The organism is Amycolatopsis pittospori (assembly GCF_013870525.1).
Classification (GTDB): Bacteria; Actinomycetota; Actinomycetes; order Mycobacteriales; family Pseudonocardiaceae; genus Amycolatopsis; species Amycolatopsis pittospori.
Genome location: NZ_JACBXD010000026.1, coordinates 1 through 24,322, shown reverse-complemented (window position 1 = coordinate 24,322; position 24,322 = coordinate 1). Strand labels below are relative to the sequence as shown.

Genomic DNA, 24,322 nt, shown 5'->3' with positions numbered 1-24,322 from the left:
TCAGGTGTATTCGGCGATCTCGACGCCGTAGGTGCCCGGTTCGAGAGCCTCGAAGATATGGGGGACATCGCCGGGGTAGCAGATGTAGTCGCCGGGCAGCAGTTCCACCGGGTCGTCCTGCGGTCCGACCTTGGCCCGGCCGGCGCTGAGGACGATGTGCTCGACGATTCCGCTCATATGCGGATCCGAAAGCCGGGGTTTCCCGGGCTCGGCGCGGATCAGGTACACATCGCGCCGGGCTCCGGGCGGGCAGGAACTGAGCAGCGTGCACGCGTAGTCGGCGTGTTCGGCGAACACCGTCGGCCCGCTGCCCGAGCGGATGACCTGCACGCGGGGGCGTTCCGGTTCGACCACCCGGGAGAACGGGACGTCGAGCGCGACGCACAGCGCCCAGATCGTCTCCACGCTCGGGTTCCCGGTGCCCGACTCCAGCTGGGAGAGGGTGGATTTCGCGATGCCGGCGCGTTTGGCGACCTCGGTGAGGGACAGTCCGGTGCGGGCGCGTTCCCGCCGCAGGGACATGGCGATGACGTCCAGGGGTGCGCCGTCGGACGCGGTCGGGGACATGCGTTCGCTCCATCGGTCGTTGCGTTCGCCTTGACGAACACGCGGGTGTTCGTTCATTGTATGATGCTATGCGTTCGATATGGCGAACAATCACCCGTGTCCTGGGGCGCGATCTCCTCCGTGACATCGGGCTGGTCTGCCTCGCCGACACCATTGTCGGCATCTCCTACGGCGCGATCGCGGTGGGCTCCGGCTTCCCGATCTGGGCGCCGATGCTGCTTTCGGTGCTGGTCTTCGCCGGTGCTTCGCAGTTCATGTTCGTCGGCATCATCGCCGCCGGCGGCAGTCCGGTCGCGGCCGTCGCGGCAGGTCTCTTGGCCAACGCCCGGCACCTGCCGTTCGGTCTCGCGATCGGCGACGTCCTCGGGAAGCGGTGGTCGTCGAGGATCGTCGGCAGTCACCTGATGATCGACGAATCGGTCGCGTTCGCGCTGGCCCAGCGCGACGAAGACCGTCGCCGGGCCGCGTACTGGGTGTGCGGGATCGGGCTGTTCGTGTGCTGGAACGTCGGCGTCCTCGCCGGGGCGTACGCCGGGACGGCGATCAGCGACACCGACGCCTTCGGTCTCGACGCGGCCTTCCCCGCGGTTCTGCTCGCCCTGGTCCTGCCGTCGCTCAAGGACCGCGCGGCCCGGCTTCCGGTGTTCCTCGGCGTGGCCGTCGCGCTCGCGACGACGCCGTTCCTGCCCGCCGGGCTGCCGGTCCTGCTCGCCCTGGTCGGCGTCCTGGCCGGAGTGGCCGCGAAGGAACCCGCCGAGCGCGAACCCGAAGGAGTGCGCTGATGGATCCGCTCGAACTGATCATCGCCGGCGGCGTGCTCGCCGTCGGGACCTTCGCCTTCCGATTCGCCGGGCCGGTCCTGAAGGCCCGGATCACGGTGTCGCCCAAGGCCGAGAAGCTGATGGCGCGTTCGGCCGTCGTCCTGCTGGCCGCCCTGGTCGCGGTCGCCGCGCTGACCGAGGGACACGAGTTCGCCGGCTACGCGCGGCCCGCCGGTGTCCTGGTCGGGGGAGTGCTCGCCTGGCGCAAGGCCCCGTTCGCCGTGGTCGTCGTGGCGGCCGCCGCCACCGCCGCCCTGCTCCGGCTCGCCGGGGTCCCCTGACCTGGACGTTCCTGGAAGCGCCTAAGCTGAGGGGAAGGTCTTTCGGGAGGTCGGGTGGCGATCGCGACGGGAGCACGGCCGGTGGTCGGCGTGCTCGCACTGCAGGGTGACGTGCGGGAGCACGCCGCGATGGTGGAGCGCGCCGGTGCGCGTGCGCTGCCGGTGCGTCGTGCGAGCGAACTGTCCGAAGTGGACGGTCTGGTGCTGCCGGGTGGCGAGTCGACCACGATGTCGAGGCTGCTCGAGACCTTCGAACTGCTCGACCCGGTAAGGGAGCGCATCGCGGACGGACTGCCCGCGTTCGGCTCCTGCGCCGGCATGATCCTGCTCGCCCGACAGGCCCTCGACGGACGCCCTGACCAGCAGCAACTCGGTGGACTCGACGTCGTCGTCCGGCGCAACGCGTTCGGCAGGCAGGTCGACTCGTTCGAGGCCGACCTGGACTTCACCGGTATCGAAGGCGGCCCCGTGCACGCCGTGTTCATCCGCGCCCCGTGGGTCGAAAAAGCGGGCGACGGGGTGGAGGTACTCGCCACTGTCCCCGAAATGCCGGGCTCGGAGGACGTGGCCGCTAGGATCGTCGCGGTCCGGCAGGGGGCGGTACTCGCCACCTCGTTCCACCCGGAACTCACGGGGGACGAGCGTGTGCACAGGCTGTTCGTCGACCTCGTGCGGCAGGCTTAAGCAAAACCGACACTGTGCTCAGCGGCGGGCACAGGAGTAGATGGAGGAGAGATGAGCGGCCACTCCAAGTGGGCCACCACGAAGCACAAGAAGGCCAACCTGGACGCGAAGCGCGGCAAGCTCTTCGCCCGGTTGATCAAGAACATCGAGGTGGCGGGACGCACCGGCGGTGGCGACCCGGACGGCAACCCGACGCTCTACGACGCCATCCAGAAGGCCAAGAAGAACTCTGTCCCGCAGGACAACATCGAACGCGCGCGCAAGCGCGGCGCCGGTGAGGAAGCGGGCGGCGCCGACTGGCAGACCATCACCTACGAAGGCTACGGCCCGAACGGTGTGGCCGTGCTGATCGAATGCCTCACCGACAACAAGAACCGCGCCGCCATGGAGGTCCGGACCGCGCTCACCCGGAACAACGGCTCGCTCGCCGACCCGGGTTCGGTCGCCTACATGTTCAACCGCAAGGGCGTCGTGATCATGCCCAAGGGTGACGCCGCCGAGGACGACGTCCTCATGGCCGTACTCGACGCGGGCGCCGAAGAGGTCAACGACCTCGACGAGAACTTCGAGATCGTCTCCGAGGCCACCGACCTCGTCCCGGTCCGGAAAGCCTTGCAGGAAGCCGGTTTCGAGTACGAGTCCGCGGACCTCACCTTCCTGCCGACGGTCAGCGTCCCGCTGGACGTCGAGGGCGCGAAGAAGGTCTTCAAGCTCATCGACGCGCTCGAGGATTGCGACGACGTGCAGAACGTTTACGCGAACTTCGATGTGTCCGACGAGGTCATGGCCGAGGTCGGCTGATCGTTTTTCCCGCCATGCCGCGGAAAATCGGTCCCGGGGCTAGGTGCGGGCGCTCGTGTGGGGCAGAATGTCGCCCGTGACGACCTCCGAAGCCGACGCCCTCACCGCCGAAGAAACCGAATTGATCCAGTGGATCGAGTCGCAGGCGCAGGCGAGAGGGAACGCGGTCATCGCGGTCGAAGGCGACGAGGAGGAAGCGAACTTCTGCTTCACCGCGTGCGCCTGGGCACTGCACAACGTCGCGGAAGCGGTCGTGATCGGACTGCCCGAACATATGGGGCCGGTCCTGCTCGACGCCTACGTCGACCGTGCCGCCAACGGTGAGATCTTCGAGGTCGGCAGGCGCTACGACGATTTCTTCGAGGGTGCGCCGGTGGTCTTCGAACGGGTCGCGAAGGGGCACTATCCCGAGTACTTCGGGAGCGCGTTCCTGATCTACCCGGACGGGGACTTCCCGGCGCTGCAACTGATCGTCGCCACGCCGGACGGGCACTTCCCGTGGCACGCGGACGCGCCCGAAGGCTTCGCCCAGCACCAGCCGGTGCTGACCGAATCCGGCGACCCGGAGAGCTGGACGCCGGGCGTCGACGGTCCCTGATCCACGGCTTACGCGTGCTATGAACGGCCCGTTACTTGCAAAATTTGCCAGTAACGGGCCGTTCATAGCGTCCGGGGGGCGCGCAGCTCAGCCACGAGCGGCCGGGTGCCCGGGTGCGGGGTCGTGAGTGTTTCGGGTCGTTCTAACGACACCTATCACTCACGACCACCTGGCAGCCCGCCGCTCACGAAAGCCAGATCGCCGGCCGCCTCCGGCCACTCCGCGGCCAACGCCGCGGCGGAACGGAACTCGACGCACTCGTCCGTATAAGGCGGCACCACGACGGTCCCGACCAGGCTCCACTCGCCGTCGCTCACCGACGCCTGCCAGACCCCGGCGGGCACCACCACCTGCGGACGGTGACCGGCCGCGACGTCCGGGCCCAGTATCGGCCGGGCGATCCGCCCGTCCGGGAACAGCAGGAGCATCCGCACCGGGGCGCCCGCGTGGTGGAAGTAGATCTCCAGCCGGTCGAGCCGGTGCGGCGCGGAGGTTTCCGGCGGCGCCAGCAGGTAGTAGATCGCCGAAGCGGTCTCGTCGCGCCAGCTCTGTGCCCAGCGGCCACCTTCGACGGGAAGCGGCTGGAGACCCAGATGGGCGGTGAAGTCGTCGGAGCTCGGCATGTCCTCATCTTGCCTGGAGGTCGCTCCGGGTAGCCTCAGGCTCGAACTGATGTTCGTGAAACGGCCGAAGGGAAAAGTGTGCGGGTACTCGGGGTCGACCCCGGTCTGACCAGGTGTGGTCTCGGAGTGGTCGACGGCGGCACGGGCCGCACGGTGCGCGCCGTGGCGGTCGACGTCGTGCGGACCTCACCGGACGCCGATCTTTCCGTGCGCCTGCTGGGGATCTCCGACGCGGTCGAGCGCTGGCTCGACCGGTACAAGCCCGAGGCCGTCGCCGTCGAACGGGTCTTCGCGCAGCACAACGTGCGCACCGCGATGGGCACCGCGCAGGCGGGTGGTGTCGTCGCGCTCGCCGCAGCCCGGCGCGGACTGCCGGTCGTGTTCCATACGCCGAGCGAGGTCAAGGCGGCCGTCACCGGCTCCGGCCGCGCGGACAAGGCGCAGGTCACCGGTATGGTCATGCGCCTGCTCGGCCTCGAGGTCAAACCGCATCCGGCGGACGCCGCGGACGCCCTCGCGCTCGCGATCTGCCATCTGTGGCGCGAACCGATGCGGGTCCGGCTCGCCGAAGCCGAGGCCCGGGCGGCCGAGATCGCCAAGAACCACAAGGCCAGGCTCGCCGCCGCGGCCAAAGAAGCGAAAGCGCAGGGAGCGGCACGATGATCTCCTCGGTACGCGGTCAAATCCTTGCCATCGGTCTCGACCACGTGGTGATCGAGGTCGGGGGAGTCGGTTTCGCCGTGCAGGCCACTCCCGCCACCCTCTCGACACTTCGCCGCGGTGACGAGGCGATGCTGCACACCGCGCTCGTGGTCCGCGAGGATTCCTTGACGCTGTTCGGTTTCGCCGACGCCGACGCGCGCGAACTGTTCGGCCTGCTGCAGACGGTCTCCGGGATCGGCCCGCGTCTCGCGCTGGCGACGCTGGCGGTGCTGGACCCGGACAAACTGCGGTCCGCGCTGGTCGAAGGCAACATCACCGTGCTCACCCAGGTGCCCGGCATCGGCCGCAAGGGCGCCGAGCGGCTCACGCTCGAACTGCGCGACAAGGTCACCGCCCTCGGCGGCCCGACCGACGGCTCCCCGGCGGTCACCGCCCCCGGTGCCCTGCGCGGCGAGGTGGTCGAAGCGCTCGCCGGCCTCGGTTTCCCGGCCAAGCAGGCGGAACAGGCCGTCGACAAGGTGCTTTCCGAAGGCGAAGGCCACACGACCGCCTCGGTGCTGCGCTCCTCGTTGGCCACCCTCGGCCGTAAGCGGTAGCGCACCACATGGACTATGAGGCCGTGACGGATTTCGAGGCCGACGACGAGACGCTCTCGGCGCTGCCGCAGACCGGCGAACGCGAGGTCGAAACCACGCTCCGCCCGCGCAAGCTCGACGAGTTCGTCGGGCAGCCGCGGGTGCGCGAGCAGCTCGAACTCGTCCTGGAGAGCGCGCGGCGGCGCGGCGTCCCGCCGGACCACGTCCTGCTCTCCGGCCCGCCGGGACTGGGCAAGACGAGTATGGCGATGATCGTCGCCGCCGAACTCAACGCCGCCATCCGGATCACTTCGGGGCCTGCGCTGGAACGCGCGGGAGACCTCGCCGCGATGCTCTCGAACCTGGCGCCCGGCGACGTCCTGTTCATCGACGAGATCCACCGCATCGCCCGCCCCGCCGAGGAAATGCTGTACCTCGCGATGGAGGACTTCCGCGTCGACGTCGTCGTCGGCAAGGGGCCCGGCGCGACCAGCATCCCGCTGGAGATCGCGCCGTTCACCCTGGTCGGAGCCACGACACGGTCCGGCGCGCTGACCGGTCCGTTGCGCGACCGCTTCGGCTTCACCGGCCAGATGGAGTTCTACACCGACAGCGAACTCGAACTCGTCGTGCGCCGGGCCGCCACCATCCTCGAGGTCGACATCGACCGGGACGGCTGCTCGGAGATCGCCCGCCGGTCCCGCGGCACACCCCGGATCGCGAACCGGCTGCTGCGACGGGTGCGCGACTACGCCGAGGTCCGCGCGGACGGCAAGGTCACGCGCGAGATCGCGCGCGCCGCGCTGAAGGTCTACGACGTCGACGAACTCGGCCTCGACAGGCTCGACCGCGCGGTGCTGACCGCGCTGGTCCGGTCGTTCGGCGGCGGCCCGGTCGGCGTGTCGACACTGGCCGTCGCGGTGGGCGAAGAACCGACTACCGTGGAAGAGGTGTGTGAGCCGTACCTGGTCCGCGCCGGTATGCTCGCCCGCACTCCTCGCGGCCGGGTCGCCACAGCGGCCGCGTGGGAACACCTCGGCCTGCCGGCCCCGGCCGGTGCCACCCGCGGTGATCAGGGTGGCCCGACCCTGTTCGACCAGGACTGACCGGACCGTTCACGCGGTCCGAGGCCCGTGGTGGTGACGGGTGGTGGTGGAGTTTCCGCTGGCACCTGGCACACTCGGGTAGAGCACACCCCGCCAAATCGGACAAAACAGCGCACCGCGCGGCGTCCGCTCGAAATGGAGAGTCATGAACCAGTTATTGCTGCCGCTGCTCCTGATGCTCGTTGTGGCGATCCCGCTCGTCATGGGCACCCGTAAGCAGAAGAAGGCGGCGGCAGCGCAGCAGGAGCTGCTCTCGAGCCTTGCTCCCGGTGACCGGGTGATGACCACCTCCGGTCTCTACGCGTCTGTCGCCGACGCCTCCGCCGACACCACGATCGACCTCGAAATCGCCCCCGGCGTCGTGACCACCTGGCTGCGCCAGGCCGTCCGCGAAAAGGTCGAGCCGGTCGTCGAGACCGACGAAGACGTCATCGAGACCGACGAGGTCATCGAGGAGCCGGTCGTCGAGTCGAAGGACGACGAGCGCGTCGAGGAGAAGACCGGCGCGCAGATCGCTCCTCCGCTGGAGCACGGCAAGAAGTAGCGCCTGTAAGGCCATCCCCGACACCAGACTTTCGTAGGTGCGGGGGCAACGCCGGGCTCACGCAGCACCGAGTAGTGTCTCGGTGCTGCGTGCGTGTCCGTCGTCATAGTCGTGCCCGTTCACCGGGCACCGTCATCGAGGCATGTTCGCGGTATCGCCGGGCTCCCGTCCGGCGATGAACAGCCAAGTCCATTGGGGAAAACCCAGTCCGTCCGAGGAGACCGAAGCACAGTGGCCGCACCGGCCGGGCATCTCCGCCCGGGACGCTATCTCGCCTTCTTCGCCCTGATCGTGGTGGCGCTGTACGCCCTGGTGTTCTTCACCGGTAGCGGCAAGCCGACGCCGAAGCTCGGCATCGATCTGCAAGGCGGCACGAGGGTCACCCTTTCCGCCCGTAATCCCGACGGCGGCGACCCTCCGCGAGAGTCCCTCGAACAGGCCCGCTCGATCATCGAGCGCCGGGTCAACGGCATCGGCGTCGGCGGCACCGAGGTGGTCCTCGACGGCAGCAACGTCGTGATCACCGTCCCCGGTGAGCAGGGCGACCAGGCCAAGACCCTCGGCAAGACCGCGAAGCTGGGCTTCCGCAAGGTCGTGACGTCGCAGCCGGTGACCCCGGTCCAGCAGCCGTCGACCCCGCCCACGTCCGGCGCGCCTTCGTCGACGCCGCCCACTTCGTCGGGTGCCCCCGGCGCGAGCGCGCCGCCGAGCAGCCCGGCCAACGGTGGCGGTGGCGCCGCCGCCGCGCCGCAACAGCAGCAGCCGGACGACTCCGACGAGAAGACCAAGAAGGAGATCGAGGACGCCCGGAACCTCCGGCAGAACCCCGATCTGCTTTCGACGGACCAGGCGAAGCAGGCCGCGGCCGCCGAGAAGGCCTTCGGAGCCCTCAACTGCGACCCCAAGGTGTCGGACCCGCTGGTCGGCAACGACCTCACCGACAAGCCGCTGGTCGCCTGCGGTGACAACAACACGATGAAGTACCTGCTGGAGCCGGAGTTCCTCCCCGGAACGGAGATCTCCGACGCCTCCTCGGGTTACGACACCCAGAACTCCCAGTGGGTCGTCAACCTCAACTTCAAGAGCGAGGGCTCCCGGATCTGGGGCGACTTCACCTCGAAGAACATCCAGAAGCAGGCCGCGTTCGTCCTCGACACCCAGGTCGTCTCCGCGCCGAACATCCAGTCGGCGATCCTCGGTGGCCAGACCCAGATCACCGGCAAGTTCAACCAGTCCACCGCGAAGGACCTGGCGGACGTCCTGAAGTACGGCTCGCTGCCGCTGTCGTTCGAATCCTCGGACGCGACGACGGTGTCCGCGACGCTGGGTCTCGCGTCGCTACAGGCGGGTCTGATCGCCGGCGGTATCGGCCTGCTGATCGTCTTCATCTACTGCCTGTTCTACTACCGGCTGCTCGGCGTCCTGACGATCTTGTCGCTCGTCTTGGCGTTCTCGCTGGTCTACGCGGTGTTGGTGCTGCTGGGGCGGTGGATCGGGTACACCCTCGACCTCGCCGGCGTGGCCGGTTTGATCATCGCGATCGGTATCACCGCGGACTCGTTCGTCATTTACTTCGAACGACTAAAGGACGAAATCCGAGAAGGCAGGACGTTCCGTTCCGCGGTGCCGCGCGGCTGGTCCCGTGCCCAGCGCACGATCCTGGCGTCGGACGCGGTCAGCTTCCTCGCCGCGGCCATCCTGTACTGGCTGGCCGTCGGTGACGTGAAGGGCTTCGCGTTCACCCTCGGCATGTCGACCGTGCTCGACCTCGTCGTGGTCTACCTCGTGACGCATCCGCTGGTCGCGATGGTGTCCCGGTCGAAGTCGAAGTTCCTGTCCAACCCCAAGAACCTCGGCCTCGGTGCCGTGCAGCAGCTGGGCTCGGAGCGCAAGGCGGCCCGTCCCGCCCCCGGTCGCCCGAACGTCAAGGAGGCGTGACCGTGGTCGACGAAAAGAACACCTCCGAGAGCAAGCGCGAGAGCATCTTCCGCCGCCTCTACGTGGGCACCGGCGCGTTCGACGTGGTCGGCAAGCGCAAACGCTGGTACATCTTCTTCGGCGCGCTGGTGCTGGTCTGCATCGCCTCGATGGGGATCAAGGGGTTCAACTTCGGGATCGACTTCGAAGGCGGCACCCAGATCCAGATGCCGGCCAACGGCAAGAACGGTCAGATCTCCGAGCAGCAGGCCAAGGACGTCTTCGCCGAGGCCCTCGGCCGTCCGGCCGACGAGGCGCAGAAGGTCGGCAGCGGCGTTTCGTCGACCATCCAGCTCCGTTCGGACACGCTGGACGCGGCCGAGGTCGCCAAGATCAAGCAGGCGCTGTTCCAGGACCTCGGCCCGATCGGGACCAACGGTCAGCCGAGTGTCCAGGCGATCAGTGACAGCGCGGTGAGCGCGTCCTGGGGCGGGGAGATCTCGCGGCAGGCGCTGATCGCGCTCGGGGTCTTCCTCCTGGCGGTCACGCTGTTCCTGGCGTTGTACTTCGACACCAGGATGGCCGCCGCGGCACTGATCTCGCTGCTGCACGACATCGTGGTAACCGCGGGTGTGTACTCGCTGGTCGGCTTCGAGGTCACGCCGGCGACGGTGATCGGTCTGCTGACCATCCTCGGCTTCTCGCTGTACGACACGGTGGTGGTGTTCGACAAGGTCCGCGAGAACACGCGCGGCCTGCTCGGACTCACCCGCCGTACCTTCGGCGAGGCGGCCAACCTGGCGCTGAACCAGACGCTGATGCGGTCGTTCAACACCGCGCTGATCGCGATGCTGCCGATTCTCGGTCTGCTCGTGGTCGGGTACATCCTGCTCGGCTCCGGCACGCTGCAGGACCTCGCGCTGGTGCAGCTCACCGGCACCATCGTCGGTGTGCTGTCCTCGGTCGCGCTGGCCACCCCGCTGCTCGTGGACTTCAAGATGCGCGACCCGAAGTTCCGTCAGCAGGCCGAGCGGGTCGCTTCGCGGCGCGCGAACCAGGCCCGTAAGGCCGCCCAGCGCGACGACGACTTCGACCCGAACGACGAGGACGCGCTGGAAGCCGAACTCCGCAAGGAGAAGGCGTACGCGGCCGCGGCGAGCGTCCCGGCCCGGAACCAGAAAGCCCACAAGGGCCGTCCGCAGGGCAAGCGCAAGAGGTAACCGGCTTCAAGTGCCATGAACGGCCCGTTACTTGCAAAATTCGCAAGTAACGGGCCGTTCATGGCGTTCGGGAAGCCGCCGTAAGCAACGAGAGCAGGGAAGTCATGGAGCTGGACAAGGCACTCGACCTGATCGCCGAGGTGCCGGACTTCCCGGAGCCCGGCGTGCTGTTCCGGGACCTGAGCCCGATGTTCGCCGACGCCGCCGGCTTCAAGGCCGTCACCGACGCGCTCGCCGCCACCGTGGGGCCCGACGTCGATCTGCTCGCCGGTGTGGAGGCGCGTGGATTCCTGCTCGCCGCCGCCGTCGGCTACTCGCGTGGTCTCGGTGTCGCGTTGATCCGCAAGCCCGGCAAGCTGCCCCGGGTCGCGGGCCGGGTCGATTACGCGCTGGAATACGGCACGGCGACCGTCGAACTGCCCGAAGGCATCGTCGAGCCGGGCCAGCGTGTCGCGGTCCTCGACGACGTTCTCGCGACCGGCGGGACGGTCGCGGCCACCTGTAAGCTCTTGGAAGACGCGAAGGCGCAGGTCACCGGCGTTTCGGTGGTCATGGAACTGGCCGCGCTCGATGGTCGTTCCGTGCTCGGGGGGCGCCGTGTGGAGGCCCTCCGGGTGTGTTGACCGGGCGTACCAAGTGTGGCGTGAGGGCGAGCGGTTACCCTTGACATCCGAAGGCCGCACGAAGCGCAGGAGGTGCGGGTGAGCCAAGAGCTCGATGCCGCGGTGTCCTCGAAGGACGGCACCGAGCAGAACGGTGCTTCCCGACAAGGCGCCGCCCCGACGCCGTCCGCGACGCGCCGGGTCCGTGCCCGCCTCGCCCGCCGGATCACCGCGCAGCGCGCCGCGCCGGTCAAACAGGTCCTCGAACCGCTCGCCGTCATCCACCGCGAGCTGCACCCCAACGCCGATCTCGGCCTGCTGCAGCGCGCGTACGACGTCGCCGAGGAACTCCACCGGGAGCAGCGCCGCAAATCCGGCGACCCGTACATCACGCATCCGCTCGCCGTCGCGACGATCCTCGCCGAACTCGGCATGGACACCACGACGTTGGTCGCGGCCCTGCTGCACGACACCGTCGAGGACACCGGGTTCTCGTTGGAGAGCCTGAAGGCCGACTTCGGCGAGAAGGTCGGCGAGCTGGTCGACGGCGTCACCAAACTGGACAAGGTCAAGCTGGGTACGGCCGCCGAGGCCGAGACCATCCGCAAGATGGTCATCGCGATGGCGCGCGACCCGCGCGTGCTGGTCATCAAGCTGGCCGACCGCCTGCACAACATGCGCACGATGCGGTTCCTGCCGCCGGAAAAGCAGGCCCGCAAGGCGCGCGAAACCCTCGAGGTCCTCGCCCCGCTGGCGCACCGGCTCGGGATGGCGACGGTCAAATGGGAGCTGGAGGATCTGGCGTTCGCCATCCTGCAGCCGAAGAAGTACGACGAGATCGTCCGGCTGGTGGCCGATCGCGCGCCTTCGCGCGACACCTACCTGCGGTCCGTGATCACCGAGCTGACCGGCAATCTCGAAGGCTCGCGGATCACCGCGAAGGTCGAGGGACGGCCGAAGCACTACTACTCGATCCACCAGAAGATGATCGTCCGCGGCCGCGACCTCGACGACATCCACGACCTGGTGGGCGTGCGGATCCTGGTCGAGGACGTCCGCGACTGCTACGCCGCGATGGGTGTCGTCCACGCGCTGTGGCAGCCGGTCCCCGGCCGGTTCAAGGACTACATCGCGCAGCCGCGGTTCGGCGTCTACCAGTCACTGCACACCACGGTGATCGGGCCGGACGGCAAGCCCCTGGAAGTCCAGATCCGCACCTACGAGATGCACCGCACCGCCGAGTACGGCATCGCGGCGCACTGGCGGTACAAGGAGACCAAGGGCACCCACAGCGGCAACGGCGCGAACGCGATGGACGTCGACGAGATGGCGTGGATGCGCCAGCTCCTCGACTGGCAGCGCGAGGCGGCGGACCCCGGCGACTTCCTCGAATCACTGCGCTACGAACTCGCTTCGCGCGAGATCTTCGTGTTCACGCCCAAGGGCGACGTGATCACGCTGCCGGTCGATTCGACCCCGGTCGACTTCGCCTACGCCGTGCACACCGAGGTCGGCCACCGCTGCATCGGTGCCCGCGTCAACGGCAGGCTGGTGGCCCTCGAGCGCAAGCTCGAGAACGGCGAGGTCATCGAGATCTTCACCTCGAAGGCCGAGACCGCCGGACCGAGCCGCGACTGGCTGCAGTTCGCCGGTTCGCCCAAGGCGCGAGCGAAGATCCGTCAGTGGTTCGCCAAGGAACGCCGCGACGAGGCGATCGAAGGCGGCAAGGAGGCCATCACCAAGGAGGTCCGCAAGGTCGGCCTCCCGATCCAGCGGCTGGTCTCCGCCGAGTCCATGGGTGCTGTCGCCACCGAACTGCGGCACCCCGACATCAGCTCGCTCTACGCGGCCGTCGGCGAGGGCCACACCAGCGCGAAACACGTCGTCCAGCGGCTGGTCGCGCTCATCGGCGGGGTTGACGAGGCGGAGGAGGAGCTCGCCGAACGTGCGACGCCGTCCACCGTCACTCGCCGCCGCGGCTCGAACGACGTCGGCGTCGTGGTGAAGGGCGCCAGCGACGTCTGGGCCAAGCTCGCCCGCTGCTGTACACCGGTGCCGGGCGACGAGATCCTCGGTTTCGTCACGCGCGGCGGCGGTGTCAGCGTGCACCGCACCGACTGCACCAACGCCGACGACCTGACAGCCCAGCCCGAGCGGCTGGTCGAGGTCGAATGGGCGCCCTCGGCGTCGTCGGTCTTCCTCGTCGCGATCCAGGTCGAGGCGCTCGACAGGCACCGCCTGCTCTCCGACGTCACCAAGGTCCTGGCGGACGAGAAGGTCAACATCCTGTCCGCCTCCGTGACGACGTCGCGGGACAGGGTCGCGGTCAGCCGGTTCTCGTTCGAGATGGGCGACCCGAAGCACCTCGGCCACGTGCTGAAGGTGGTCCGAGGTGTCGAGGGCGTCTACGACGTCTACCGGGTGACTTCGGCGTCCTGACCGGTTCCGCGGACGAAGGCCCAGGCGCTGCGGTTGACGGTGTCCTCGATCCCGGTGAAGCCTTCGGCCGGGCTGAGCTCTTCCTCGACCAGGTCGAGGTCCGGATCGTCGGCCGTGCCGCCGCGGCCGTCGGGACCGACCGCGAACATCACGGCCGGATCCCCGCCGGGGTCCATGATGCCGGGGACCGCGTTGGCGAGGCTCGTATGCCAGCTGCCCGACATGTGCCCGGCCTCGTGGCTGGTGATGTTGCCGACCGCGCGGCCGAGGAACGCGATCTTGTCGCTGCCCGGCCCGAGGTAGGTGTTGAGCGACCAGACCGGACCGGCCGGCGAGCTGATCTCGTCCAGCAGTACCAGCGCGGTCTCCTCCTTGCCGAAGTTCCCGGCGTCGATGGACTGCGCGATGCCGATCGTCTGGATACCCGATTCCAGGATGGTGCCGCCGACCACGACGCGGCTGACGTTCGGTCGTCCCCACGGATCGGCGTGGTCCCGGCTGTTGAGGACGCGTAGGGCGAACCGCGGGTTGGTGCCCTTGGCGATCAGGTCGCGCTCGAGGTTTTCCTTGACCGTGGCGATGATCGCGTCGGTCAGCGCGCGTTCGTCGCGGGCGGTGAGGCGCCAGCGCGGCAGGAAGGCGGAAAGCGGGGAGAGATCGCGGATTCCGCCGCCCATACCGTAGATGGAGGTGTTCACCCTGGCGCCGTCGAAGTCCAGGAAGATCGTGTGTACGTCGCCGCGCGGGGCGGTCTCCGTGCCGGGGCGGAATGCTTCGAGTTTGATGTCGTATGCGCCTTCGCCCGCTTCGACACCGAGATGGTATCGCCCTTCCTTCGGTGCTACGAAGTCGAGCACGGCGTTGCCGCCGCCGGGCATCGGCGAGGTCGTGGCGAAAAGGGAGGAGGCGTCCTGCGAGGAGCCGAACACCTCGCGTCCGGCCGGATCGTACACCGCGATCCTGGTCCCGCCGCCCGCGACCGACGCGCCGAGGACGTCACCGGCGCGCAGGTCGAACGAGTAGTAGTCGAGGTCGCCGCCGCTATTGCCGCTGGTGATCGTCAGCGTGTACGGGCCTTCGGTCAGGACACCGCCACCGGTGCCGGGTGTTTTCGGATCACTGGGCCGGCCGGATGGCCCGGAGCCCACCATGAGGAAGTACTCGCGGCCCGGCGGGATGGTGAACGAGAGCGCGGAGTCGGTGGAGCCGCCCGCGTTGTCGTTGAGCGCCCACAGACCGTCCTTGTCGAACAGCGCGAGGAACGTGTCGAGGTCGCCGGTCGGTGTCAGGGTCCGCGCGGAGAACGTCACGGGAGTGGCTCCCGCGCTCAGCCGGTAGAAGTCGAAGTCGCCCGTGCCGTCCCCGGCGCTGCCGTAGGGTCCGTCGCCGATGACGCCGCTGGTGCGGACCGCCCGGCGGGTGGCGCCGACGCCGGTGTCCCTCGCCTGGCCTAGGGCGTCGTTGGGCTCGGCCGCGGGGGGCTCGGAGGGGATCGACGGGTCCGGCCTGAGGTCGCCGGTCAGCCGGACCTTCGGGTTCTCGGCACGCCGGGTGCCGAATCCGGCGATGTACTCGGCCTTGGCGAGGGTATCGTTGCCGCCGCTGGTTCCGGCGGGTTCTTTTTCGTTGTACGGCAAGGGGTTTGGCGCGGCCGCCAGGGATCGCGCCGCGCGCTTCGCTTCCCGGGTTTTCAGGACCGCCGCCCAGTCGGTGTCCGCCGGTCTTCGCGGGAACATCAGCAGCGGGTCGGGCTGGATCCGGTCGGGTGCCGCCGTGGCCTGCCCGCTCAGCAAGGCCGACGTGAGCAGAGTGACCGCGAGAATTCCGAATACGCGTTTCGCCATCGAGTTCCCCCTTGCTCGTTGGACGACCAGGAAACCACAGACGGAAGCCGCTGCCAGCCGCCTTTGAGGCGAGAACGTGTTCGACCGTCTTGACCACATTCGGCTGGTTCCGGTGGAGGCGCGCCTCTAGGGTGCGGACATGACTGACGGGTTCGAGTTCGCCCACGACGGCGACGTCGCGCGGCTGACTTTCACCAGGCCGGAGAAGATGAACGCCATCACCTACGGGATGTGGTCGGCGATCCCGGACGTGGTGGCGAAGGTGGAGGCGGACCCGGCGATCAAGGTCCTCGTGCTGACCGGCGCCGGCTCGCATTTCTCGGCGGGCGCGGACATCAGCGAGTTCCAGGAGCTGCGGTCCACCGCCGACGCGGCCGAGACCTACGACAAGGCCGTCGAGGGCGCGGTGGCCGCGCTGACCGGGCTGCGGAAGCCGACGGTCGCGATGATCCAGGGGAACTGCATCGGCGGCGGCTGCCAGATCTCGGTCGCCTGCGATTTCCGGTTCGCGGCCGAGGGCTCCCGGTTCGGCATCACCCCGGCGAAGCTCGGCATCGTCTACCACTTCGACTCGACGCGGCAGCTGGTCTCGCTGGTCGGCCCGGCGAACGCGAAGTATTTCCTGCTGTCGGGTGAACTCGTCGACGCCGGACGGGCGCGGGAGATCGGGCTGCTCAACGACGTCTTCCCGGCCGGTGAGCTGGAGACGTCGACGGCGAAGTTCGTCGAGACCCTGACGTCCCGATCGCAGGCGTCGGTGCGGGGGATGAACCGGATCATCGAAAAGATCGTCGCGGGACAAGAGGAATCCGACGCCGAGGTGGACGAGATCCGGCTCGGCGCCCTGCACGGCGAGGACTACGCCGAGGGCGTCGCCGCCTTCCTCGCGCGTCGCCCGCCGAAGTTCACCTACCGCTGATCACGAGTTCCGTACCGCGCCTTCGTCCGGCATGTCGATGACCACCGGTTTCGGCAGGGGAGCGGTCATCACCGTGAAGTTGATCCGGGCGTCCGGATGGATGGCGGCGATCAGCTGGGTGTCGGCCATGCTCAGGAAGAAGTACGAGTGCCTGCCGGGAACCTCCGGAAGCGGTACCCAGTCCTGGATCGGCCCGGTCTCCTCCAGCCGATGCCTGGCGGGCAGGTCCAGGGTGCCGGTGCTGGGCGGGAATTCGTCGTCGACCGGCTTGATCACGGGTTCCGTCGGCGGTTCGGGCTCAGGTGCGGGAGCCCCACGCCGGGTCCAGGCGCGCCGCATCCTTAGCCCGCCGAGGAGACCCAGCAGCACTCCGCCGATCCCCGTCGCCAAGGACGCCACGAGACTGCCTGACGGCGCGCTGGCGGCCGGCGTGACGGCTTGTGCGGGTCGCGGCGGGGGAGCGGCGGGAGCGGGCGTCTGCCCGGCGGGCAGCGGGCCGTTGAGCGCGCCGCGCGCGTCGTCCGGGAGTTGCAGGACCTGGCCCGGCTGGATCGAGGACGGATTCGTGAACGCGGTGCCGTCCGGCCGGAGCCTGCCCTCGTTGAGGCGGAAGATCTCCTGGTAGCGCGATCCCGCGCCCAGCGTCTGTTCCGCGATCCGGAACAGCGTGTTCTCGTCGGGATTCGCCGAGTACGGGACCACGAAGTACTTGACGACGGCGCCCGGTGGCCCGTCCTGCGCGTGGGCCGCACCGCCCAGAAGGCCGCTGAACAGCACGGCGAGGACGAAACTGGATCGAACCCGTTGAGCAGCCAAGGGTCTTTCCTTCCGGAGACGGCTACTCATTACACGTGCGAACGCGGTCGTCGGTTCGAGTCATCGAGAAGGAGGCGAAGTTGTCGTGACCTGTGCGGCTGGTCGTGAGTGGCGATTCGGGTCAGAGCCGACCGTGTCTCAAGTACCTCCGGCTGCCGGGGCGGGACCGTGGTCCGTGAAGGCCTCCTTGAGGGACCCAGAGTCCCTCAAGGAGGCCTTCACGGACTCCAGACGACCAGAACGCGGCACCGGGTGCGTCAAACTGGTCGTGAGTGGCGATTCGGGTTAGAACACGAATCGCCACTCACGACCTCCGTAGCCGAACGCGCCCGCCGGGTCTGCCGACCCGGCGGGCGCGCCGTTGATCTCCGGCTTCAGGTCAGGCGTTGACCGTGACGCCGGTGAACTTGACCTCGGTGTTCGGCGGGCCGGTGCCGTCGCCGGTGCCGGCCTGCGCGTTCACGCCCGCCTTGGCGACCTTGTCGAGCACCTTCAGGCCCTCGTCGGAGATGCTGCCGAAGACCGAGTACTCCGCGGGCAGCTCGGCTTCGCCGTAGACCATGAAGAACTGGCTGCCGCCGGAGTTCGGCTGCTGCGTCTTCGCCATCGCGAGAAGGCCGCGGCCGTACTTGATCTCCTTGAACGCCTCGTCCGGCATCGTGTAGCCCGGACCGCCCATACCGCTGGCCTCGGGGTCGCCGCACTGCAGCATCTGCAGGCCGACGGTGCCGAGCCGGTGGCATTTGGTGTCGTTGAAGTAGCCCTGCTGCGAGAGGCTGATGAAGCTCTGCACCGCGCACGGGGCGAGTGCCTTGTCGAGCGTCAGCGGGATGTCGCCCGCGGTGCTCTTCAGCACGACGTTGACCGTGCCGTTCGAAGAGACGTCCTTGCCTTCCGGCTTGTTCACCTTCTTCGAGGCCTGCTTGCTGGCGTCGTCCTTGAAGTCACAGGCCACCGGGTTCGCCAACGGCGTCGCCCGCTTGGGCATCGGCGTGCGTTCGGTGGGGATGGTGACCTCGGGGGTCGGAGGAGCCGAGCTCGGGGAAGCGTCGGAAGCGGCGTCGTCACCATTGTTACTGCTGACGATCCACCACACCGCGCCCGCCACGATCGCGACGACGCCGACGACCGCCACCGAGCCGACGATCCTGCGGCGCTTGGCCTTCTCGGCCCGTCGCACGATCTGTCGCTCGAGCTTGCGCTTCGCGGCTTCGCGGCGCTGCTGGTTGGTCGGCACCCGCCCTCCCGGTTTCCACTCGATGTCACACGTCTGAGTAGCGGGAGTCTATGGGCACAGCCTGTGAGGCCCCCGTACAGGGGCCGCTACGCTTACTTGATCGTGATCAGGGCCATCCTGTCACCTGTTCGGTGGAAGATGCGAGGAGGCGTTTCGTGCTGGTTGTCGGGTTTCCGGCAGGCCCCCTCGAAGCCAATTGCTATCTGCTCGCCCCGGCCGACGGCGGGGAGTGCGTGATCGTCGACCCCGGCGAGGACGTCGTCGAGCCGCTGGAGGCCGCGTTGGCCGCCCACGGGCTGACGCCGGTCGCGATGCTCGCGACGCACGGGCACCCGGATCACGTCGCTTCCGCGGCCGAGGTCGGCGCCCGCCACGGAATACCTCTCTATCTGCACGAGGCGGACCGGCCACTGACGGCCGCGGACGCCGGGGAACGGAAGGACGGGATCGTGCCACTCGTTGAAGGCCCGCTCCGGCTGGCCGGACTGGAGATCACGGTGTCCCGCACACCGGGACACACCGCCGGTTCGGTGGTCTTCGGGCTGACCTCCGCCGAGGGCGGCCGGATCGTGCTCACCGGGGACAGCCTGTTCGCCGGTTCGATCGGCCGGTCTTCGGGTGAAGGCGACGAACTGATGCGGTCCCTCGGCGCCACGGTGATGACGCTGCCCGACGACACCGTCGTCCTCCCGGGTCACGGCCCCGCCACCACGATCGGGCAGGAGCGCGCGGGCAACCCGTTCCTGGCCGGGACGGGCGCGTGATGGCCGAGCCGACCGGTACGCCGGAAACCCCCGAGCGCCTCCCGCTGTTCCACGACGACCCCAAGCTCCGACGTCGGCGCGGCTGCTCCAGCATCGCCGGCGTGGTGATCTTCGCCGCCGCTTTCGGCGGGATCGCCGGACTGATCGGCGGTGAGATCGCCGGGCTCGTCGTCGCCGGGGTGATCGCGATCCCGCTGGTCTACATCATGATGTACAACCTGCGCCGCCGCGTCTGGCTCGAAGGCACCACGCTCCTCGTGCGGACCTGGGGCATGCGGCGGATCGAGCTGACCGACGCCGAGCGCATCGATCTCGTGATCAGCGACGTGCGCGGCACCCGGACGGTCAGCCTCCTGGTGAACGCGGGCAAGCGTCGCAAGGTGGCGAAGGTCGACCTGGCCGTCTATTCGGGCGCGGGCGGCCGGGAACTCGGCATCCTGCAGCTGCGCAAACTGGCCAACGCGCTGATGAACAACACCGAGGCGAACGGTCTGGTGTTCTCGGAACTGCTGGTGGCGCAGCTGAAGTCGGAAGCGCGCGGGGACGCGGCCGCCGAGCGGCCGCTCTATCGGCTGGCTTCGGCGGCGCCTTCGGGGAAGTACATCCAGCGGTTCACGATGGAAGCGGTCAGCCGGTTCGTGGCGACCTTGGAGTGAGCACGGCACAGCGGCGCGTGTTGCGAAAGCCACTTTCGCAACGTTGAAGGTTGTGAAAGTGGCTTTCGCAACACCTCCCACGGGATCCGCCACTCACGAGACTTCGGTACGGCTTTCCAGCTTTTCCAGCCGTGCCTTGATCTCTTCCAGCTGGTAGACGATCTCCGGCAACTCGCCCGCGGCGAAGGTCGCCAGCCGCTCCGAGTGCTTGAGCGTCGCCCGGACGTCGTCGAGCGCGGCGGCGATCCGGGGGACCGCCTCGACGGCTTCGAAGGTCGAGACGAGCACGCGCCGCGCGACGGCGGTCAGCTGTCCGGGGATAGCGAACACAGCGTCCAAAACGCCGAACATGGCCCCTCCGATCACGCGGCGAACCTCGGATGCGGCTCTTCGTACCCGACTCCGGCCCGTGATCGCGCGTGGGGCACGCGCTTTGGGAAGCCTGTTGCTACAGGGACTCTTGAGGCTCCCTCGAAGCGATCAGCGCGGCCAGGACGGTGGTGACCGGCACCGCGGCGACGATGCCGACGCTCCCGGCCAGTGTCCGCACGATCTCCTGCGCGATCTCCTCCGCGCCGAGGATCGAGCCGAGCCCGACGCCGGAAAGCGACGTGTACAGCAGCACCGGCAGCGCCGCGCCCGCGTAGGCCATGACGAGTGTGTTGACCGCGGAGCCGACGTGGTCGCGCCCGATCCGCAGGCCCGCGTTGTAGAGCTCGCGCCAGCCGAGGGCCGGATTCGCGCGCCGGAGTTCCCAGACCGCGCTCGTCTGCGTGACCGTGACGTCGTCGAGTACACCGAGCGCGCCGATCACGACGCCGGCCAGCAACAGGCCCCGCGCGTCGATCCCGTGCCCGAGCGAGCCGATCAGCTGCGAGGTGCTGTCGTCGAGGCCGGTCAGGGACGACGCGGCCGAGAAGATCGCCGACAGGACGCCGATCAGGACCAGGCTCACCAGGGTCCCCAGCACCGCGACCGAGGTTCTCGCGGACAGCCCGTGCGTCAGGTAGAGCGCGACGAACATGATCGCGCCCGCACCCGCGATCGCCACCAGCAGCGGACTCTCCCCGGCGAGGATCGACGGCAGCACGAACAGCGCCAGCACCAGGAAGCTCAGCCCGAGCGCGATCAGCGCGGCGAGACCCCGCCAGCGGCCCAGCACGATCACCGCGAGCGCGAACAGACCGGCGAGCAGCAGCAACGGCGTCCCGCGCTGGAAGTCGACGATCTGGAACGACGTCGGGTTCGCGACGTCGCCGCCGTTGTAGGACAACACCACCTTGTCGCCGGTGGTGAACCGCGGAGTGCTCGGCTCTATCGGGAGGGTGAGCTTCAACGGCTTCCCGACGCCGGGGCCGTCGGTCATCTTCAGATCGGTGGTGAGACACGGCTTCGCGTCGGGCGGCGGCTCGCCGACCTGGACCTGACCTTCGGCCAGACAGGGCCCGGTGATCGTCGTGGTGACCGTGGCGTTCACCGGAGTTCCTTGGGGGAACACGCTTTTCGCCGGATCCTTGCCCCACGGGTAGAGCACGATCATGCCGACGACGGTCGCGACGGCCAGCGGGATCAGCAGCCACATGAGCAGCAGCCGGACGCGACGCGACGCGGGTGCCGCCGGTCCGTGGCCGTGCGAGTGCCCGTGCCCATGGCCGACGGACTCGGGTTTCGTCTCGGGTTTCGGGGCGGGCTTCGCCGCGGCTTCCGGCTCGGCGGCGCGACGTCTTCCCGGCTCGGTCGGACGCGGTCGCTGGGCCGGGGGACGCGCGCGCCGGGTGCCTTCCGGCGGGGTCCGGCGCGGCGTACGGGACGTTCCGGACGAACGGTCGGACGGAGCGTCCGTAACCCGGCGAATCGGGCCGGTGTCGTCGTCGGAGATGTCGCGGCGGTTCACCCGCACATCCTCCACAGCCGCCGATCGTGGCCCGCATTCGGCCTAGCCGAACGCCTGCCGCAGATGCACCCGGCGATACGCCGACGGCGGCGTGTCGAAGTGGTCCAGGAAGGCTTGACGAAGGGTCTCCGTCGAGCCGAAGCCACATCGCCGGGCGATCGAGGTCAGCGGGAGTTCGGTGCCGCACAACAGTTTCGCCGCGTTCTCGGTCCTCGCCGCGCGGACGTACCGGCTGGGCGTCGTACTCAGGTGCGCGTCGAACAGCCTGGTCAGCTGCCGGGTGCTGATCCCGGCCCGGTCGGCGAGCACGGTGGCGCTGAGATCGCCGGCGAGATGCTCGGCGACGTACGCGGTGATGTCGCGGACCAACCGGTTCTCCGGCGGCGGCCCGGACAGGAACATGCTCACCTGCGCCTGGTTCCCCGGCCGCTGCAGGTAGGTCACCAGCATGCGGGCGGTCTCCCGGGCGAGACTCGGGCCGTGGTCCTCTTCGACGAACGCGAGCGTGAGGTCGATCCCGCTGGTGACCCCCGCCGCCGTGTAGACGTTCCCGTCGCGCACGTACAGCGGCACCGGGTCGACGTTCACCTGCGGGTAGCTCGTCGCGAGCCGGTTCGCGAACCGCCAGTGGGTCGTGGCACGGCGCCCGTTCAGCAGTCCGCACGCGGCGAGCACGGTGGCGCCGGTGCACACCGACGCGACGCGGCGGCTGTTCTGCGCGAGCCTGCGGATGTGGGAGACGATCCGCGGATCGGCGGCGGCGGTCTCGTGTCCGGTGCCGCCCGCGACGATCAGGGTGTCCAATTCGCCGGTGATCTGGTCGAGCCGGTGCTGTGCCTGCAAGGTCAGCCCGGACTCGCAGCGGATGCCGCGGCCGTCGACGCTGGCGAGCATGATGTCGTATCCCGGCCGTCCACCGAGTTTGGTCGCGGCGTCCAGGACGTCAGACGGTCCGGCGATGTCCAGCATCTCGGCATGGGTGTAACCGACGATCAACACTCGTCTGGGTGAACCCGGCATGATCGAACGCTAGCAGCCTCGCCCGGCCGTCGGACGTTGTTCGCAGGAATCCGGACATCGGGCGCCCGGCGCGGCGCGGACTGCGACACGGTGGCCCCATGGCTGAGAACCCAGACGACAAGAAGACCATCGCGTTCGTGGTGTACCCGGGAATGACCCCGCTCGACATGGTCGGGCCGCTGACCGTGCTGGAGGGCATGGCGAGCACGGTGCCGGAGTACCGGACGGTGGTGGTCGGTGAGACGAAGGAGCCGATCGACACCGACAACCCGCTGAAGCTCGCGGCGAGCCACACCTACGAGGAAGTCCCGTCGCCGTACGCGGTGCTCCTCCCGGGCGGCGCCGCACCGACGCTGAAGGCCCTCGCCGACGAGAAGCTGGTCGAGTACGTGCGGACCGCGTCGGCGAACGCGGAACTCGTGACCTCGGTGTGCACGGGATCGCTGGTGCTGGGGCAGGCCGGTCTCCTCGAAGGCCGCCGTGCGGCGACGCACTGGATGTTCCGTGACCTGCTCCGCGCGTTCGGTGCGGAACCGGTCGCCGAGCGCTGGGTCGAGGACGGGAACGTGATCACCGCGGCCGGGGTGTCGGCGGGGATCGACCTCGCGCTGCACCTGGTCGAGCGGCTCGTGGGCGCCGAGATCGCGCGGACGATCCAGTTCGTCATCGAGTACGACCCGGAGCCGCCGCAGGGCGCACTCGACTGGACCAAGCGGCCGTACGGGGATCTCAAGCCGATGCTGGACTACACGGTGAAAGAGGCGCTGGCGAACGAGCCCGCCTTGCGGGACAAGCTGCTTGCTCATACCGGCGGGTGAGGGCGGCCATCCGGGTGAGAAGCGGTAACTCAGGGGCTTCGCCGGGTTAGATTCTGATCACCCGTCCAGGTGATAGGTGGTTCGTGGAGTTCAAGGTGCTCGGCCCGTTCGCGGCCTCGGTCCCGTTACCGTCGGCGGCTCAGCCCCGTCGGGTGCTCGCGGTGCTCCTGACCCGCCCGAACGAGTTCGTCCACCGGGACACCCTCGTGGACGAACTCTGGCCGCAGGGACCGCCGTCGAGTGCCGCCGCGGTGGTGCAGGTGGCGGTTTCCAAGCTACGCAAGGCGTTGTCACCCGGAGTACCGGTCGACGACGTCCGGCAGCGGCTGCGGTCGGGGCCGGGCGGCTACCGGCTGACGGTGTCGGACGGGGAACTGGACGTCCTCGCCTTCTTCGATCTGACGGCGGCGGCCGCGGCGGTGACCGGGGACGAGCGCCGGGCGCTGCTCGAACGGGCACTGGGGCTCTGGCGTGGCCGCGCGTTCGCCGACGTCCCGGCCGGTCCGTTGCTGGAGGCGCACAAACTGTGGCTGGAAGACCGGCGGTGTTCGGTCCTCGGGAAGCTCGTCGAACTGGAACTGGCGGCCGGTGATCACAAGGCGGTCGCCGACCGGCTGGGGCCGGAGCTGGCCGAACGTCCGGCCGACGAACGGTTCGCCGGATGGCTGGCCGAGGCCTTGCACGGACTCGGCCGCCGGGACGCGGCGCTGGCCGTCCTCGACCGGTGCCGTCGCGCGCTTTGGGAACAGACCGGGGTTTCACCGGGGGAGGACCTGCTCGCGGTCCATCGCCGGATCGCCGGAACGGGCTGGTCGGCGGGCGGCGCGCCCTGCCGGCTGCCTCCGGCGATCCCGGCCTTCGATATCGACGTTGGCGAAGTCCCGAAGACGTCCTGCCGCATGAAAGACATCCT

At 69.0% G+C, this 24,322-nt stretch carries 26 protein-coding genes; 18 read left to right on the top strand and 8 right to left on the bottom strand.

Annotated features, from left to right (window positions below; translation table 11 throughout):
- Positions 1–567 (bottom strand): helix-turn-helix domain-containing protein, encoded by a 567-nt coding sequence (locus H5J31_RS16865; protein ID WP_181773531.1) that lies wholly within the window; start codon positions 565–567, stop codon positions 1–3.
- 68 nt (positions 568–635) lie between these two features.
- Between H5J31_RS16865 and H5J31_RS16860 the strand changes: the two genes are divergently transcribed.
- The 5 genes from H5J31_RS16860 (at position 636) to H5J31_RS16840 (ending at position 3,752) form a co-directional block, all read left to right on the top strand.
- Entirely contained in the window at positions 636–1,349 is a 714-nt protein-coding gene (locus H5J31_RS16860; protein ID WP_181773530.1) for an AzlC family ABC transporter permease, read from the top strand.
- Complete coding sequence (locus H5J31_RS16855; RefSeq protein ID WP_181773529.1) at positions 1,349–1,669, top strand: AzlD domain-containing protein; 321 nt, start codon at positions 1,349–1,351, stop codon at positions 1,667–1,669. The genes H5J31_RS16860 and H5J31_RS16855 overlap by 1 nt, the downstream gene beginning before the upstream one ends.
- Positions 1,670–1,723: 54 nt before the next feature.
- Positions 1,724–2,353: a pyridoxal 5'-phosphate synthase glutaminase subunit PdxT gene (gene pdxT, locus H5J31_RS16850; RefSeq protein WP_181773528.1), complete on the top strand. Its 630-nt coding sequence runs from the start codon at positions 1,724–1,726 to the stop codon at positions 2,351–2,353.
- A gap of 51 nt (positions 2,354–2,404) precedes the next feature.
- A complete protein-coding gene (locus H5J31_RS16845) occupies positions 2,405–3,154 on the top strand; it encodes a YebC/PmpR family DNA-binding transcriptional regulator (RefSeq protein WP_005159087.1) in 750 nt (249 codons plus the stop codon).
- A gap of 67 nt (positions 3,155–3,221) precedes the next feature.
- Positions 3,222–3,752: a DUF4262 domain-containing protein gene (locus H5J31_RS16840; protein WP_181773527.1), complete on the top strand. Its 531-nt coding sequence runs from the start codon at positions 3,222–3,224 to the stop codon at positions 3,750–3,752.
- Positions 3,753–3,907: 155 nt separating this feature from the next.
- On the opposite strand, the gene H5J31_RS16835 is transcribed toward H5J31_RS16840, so the two are convergent.
- Positions 3,908–4,375: a cupin domain-containing protein gene (locus H5J31_RS16835; RefSeq protein WP_181773526.1), complete on the bottom strand. Its 468-nt coding sequence runs from the start codon at positions 4,373–4,375 to the stop codon at positions 3,908–3,910.
- Between the two features lie 78 nt (positions 4,376–4,453).
- Here H5J31_RS16835 and ruvC point away from each other — a divergent pair, with 78 nt between their 5' ends.
- From ruvC to H5J31_RS16795, 8 genes are all read left to right on the top strand, one after another.
- Positions 4,454–5,038, top strand: a complete 585-nt coding sequence (gene ruvC / locus H5J31_RS16830) for a crossover junction endodeoxyribonuclease RuvC (protein ID WP_181773525.1) — start codon at positions 4,454–4,456, stop codon at positions 5,036–5,038.
- Complete coding sequence (gene ruvA / locus H5J31_RS16825) at positions 5,035–5,634, top strand: Holliday junction branch migration protein RuvA (protein WP_181773524.1); 600 nt, start codon at positions 5,035–5,037, stop codon at positions 5,632–5,634. The genes ruvC and ruvA overlap by 4 nt, the downstream gene beginning before the upstream one ends.
- A gap of 8 nt (positions 5,635–5,642) precedes the next feature.
- Positions 5,643–6,719 carry a Holliday junction branch migration DNA helicase RuvB gene (gene ruvB / locus H5J31_RS16820; RefSeq protein ID WP_181773523.1) on the top strand — a complete coding sequence of 359 codons (1,077 nt, stop codon included), beginning with the start codon at positions 5,643–5,645 and terminating at the stop codon, positions 6,717–6,719.
- Positions 6,720–6,864: 145 nt separating this feature from the next.
- Positions 6,865–7,263, top strand: a complete 399-nt coding sequence (gene yajC, locus H5J31_RS16815) for a preprotein translocase subunit YajC (RefSeq protein WP_181773522.1) — start codon at positions 6,865–6,867, stop codon at positions 7,261–7,263.
- A 231-nt stretch (positions 7,264–7,494) separates the two neighbouring features.
- Complete coding sequence (gene secD, locus H5J31_RS16810; RefSeq protein WP_181773521.1) at positions 7,495–9,201, top strand: protein translocase subunit SecD; 1,707 nt, start codon at positions 7,495–7,497, stop codon at positions 9,199–9,201.
- Positions 9,198–10,400: a protein translocase subunit SecF gene (gene secF / locus H5J31_RS16805; RefSeq protein WP_181773520.1), complete on the top strand. Its 1,203-nt coding sequence runs from the start codon at positions 9,198–9,200 to the stop codon at positions 10,398–10,400. Before secD ends, secF begins: the two co-directional genes overlap by 4 nt.
- 104 nt (positions 10,401–10,504) lie before the next feature.
- A complete protein-coding gene (locus H5J31_RS16800) occupies positions 10,505–11,023 on the top strand; it encodes an adenine phosphoribosyltransferase (RefSeq protein ID WP_181773519.1) in 519 nt (172 codons plus the stop codon).
- Positions 11,024–11,101: 78 nt separating this feature from the next.
- The gene (locus H5J31_RS16795) at positions 11,102–13,441 is read left to right on the top strand and encodes a RelA/SpoT family protein (protein ID WP_181773518.1); all 2,340 of its coding nucleotides are present in this window, start codon (positions 11,102–11,104) and stop codon (positions 13,439–13,441) included.
- On the opposite strand, the gene H5J31_RS16790 is transcribed toward H5J31_RS16795, so the two are convergent.
- Complete coding sequence (locus H5J31_RS16790) at positions 13,417–15,285, bottom strand: PPC domain-containing protein (protein ID WP_181773517.1); 1,869 nt, start codon at positions 15,283–15,285, stop codon at positions 13,417–13,419. The genes H5J31_RS16795 and H5J31_RS16790 overlap by 25 nt on opposite strands.
- A 139-nt stretch (positions 15,286–15,424) precedes the next feature.
- On the opposite strand from H5J31_RS16790, the gene H5J31_RS16785 reads away from it, so the two are divergent.
- On the top strand, positions 15,425–16,204 hold the full coding sequence (locus H5J31_RS16785; RefSeq protein ID WP_181773516.1) for an enoyl-CoA hydratase-related protein: 780 nt from the start codon (positions 15,425–15,427) through the stop codon (positions 16,202–16,204).
- Here H5J31_RS16785 and H5J31_RS16780 read toward each other — a convergent pair whose 3' ends face one another.
- Together H5J31_RS16780 and H5J31_RS16775 are read right to left on the bottom strand one after the other, a co-directional pair.
- The gene (locus H5J31_RS16780; RefSeq protein WP_181773515.1) at positions 16,205–17,020 is read right to left on the bottom strand and encodes a LysM peptidoglycan-binding domain-containing protein; all 816 of its coding nucleotides are present in this window, start codon (positions 17,018–17,020) and stop codon (positions 16,205–16,207) included.
- Positions 17,021–17,399: 379 nt separating this feature from the next.
- Positions 17,400–18,257 carry a peptidylprolyl isomerase gene (locus H5J31_RS16775; protein WP_181773514.1) on the bottom strand — a complete coding sequence of 286 codons (858 nt, stop codon included), beginning with the start codon at positions 18,255–18,257 and terminating at the stop codon, positions 17,400–17,402.
- A gap of 155 nt (positions 18,258–18,412) precedes the next feature.
- On the opposite strand from H5J31_RS16775, the gene H5J31_RS16770 reads away from it, so the two are divergent.
- Both H5J31_RS16770 and H5J31_RS16765 read left to right on the top strand, forming a co-directional pair.
- Positions 18,413–19,021 (top strand): MBL fold metallo-hydrolase, encoded by a 609-nt coding sequence (locus H5J31_RS16770; protein WP_181773513.1) that lies wholly within the window; start codon positions 18,413–18,415, stop codon positions 19,019–19,021.
- Positions 19,021–19,677, top strand: coding sequence for a hypothetical protein (locus H5J31_RS16765; RefSeq protein ID WP_181773512.1), 657 nt, complete (start codon positions 19,021–19,023; stop codon positions 19,675–19,677). Before H5J31_RS16770 ends, H5J31_RS16765 begins: the two co-directional genes overlap by 1 nt.
- 93 nt (positions 19,678–19,770) lie before the next feature.
- Here the strand turns inward: H5J31_RS16765 and H5J31_RS16760 are convergent, their stop codons facing one another.
- From H5J31_RS16760 to H5J31_RS16750, 3 genes are all read right to left on the bottom strand, one after another.
- Positions 19,771–20,043 (bottom strand): hypothetical protein, encoded by a 273-nt coding sequence (locus H5J31_RS16760; protein ID WP_328701515.1) that lies wholly within the window; start codon positions 20,041–20,043, stop codon positions 19,771–19,773.
- Between the two features lie 82 nt (positions 20,044–20,125).
- A complete protein-coding gene (locus H5J31_RS16755) occupies positions 20,126–21,571 on the bottom strand; it encodes a YibE/F family protein (protein ID WP_181773511.1) in 1,446 nt (481 codons plus the stop codon).
- A gap of 42 nt (positions 21,572–21,613) precedes the next feature.
- Positions 21,614–22,591: a GlxA family transcriptional regulator gene (locus tag H5J31_RS16750; protein ID WP_181773510.1), complete on the bottom strand. Its 978-nt coding sequence runs from the start codon at positions 22,589–22,591 to the stop codon at positions 21,614–21,616.
- A gap of 98 nt (positions 22,592–22,689) precedes the next feature.
- On the opposite strand from H5J31_RS16750, the gene H5J31_RS16745 reads away from it, so the two are divergent.
- Both H5J31_RS16745 and H5J31_RS16740 read left to right on the top strand, forming a co-directional pair.
- Positions 22,690–23,409, top strand: coding sequence for a DJ-1/PfpI family protein (locus H5J31_RS16745; protein ID WP_181773509.1), 720 nt, complete (start codon positions 22,690–22,692; stop codon positions 23,407–23,409).
- 83 nt (positions 23,410–23,492) lie between these two features.
- The coding region (locus tag H5J31_RS16740; protein ID WP_181773508.1) for an AfsR/SARP family transcriptional regulator at positions 23,493–24,322 on the top strand (830 nt) is incomplete at its 3' end.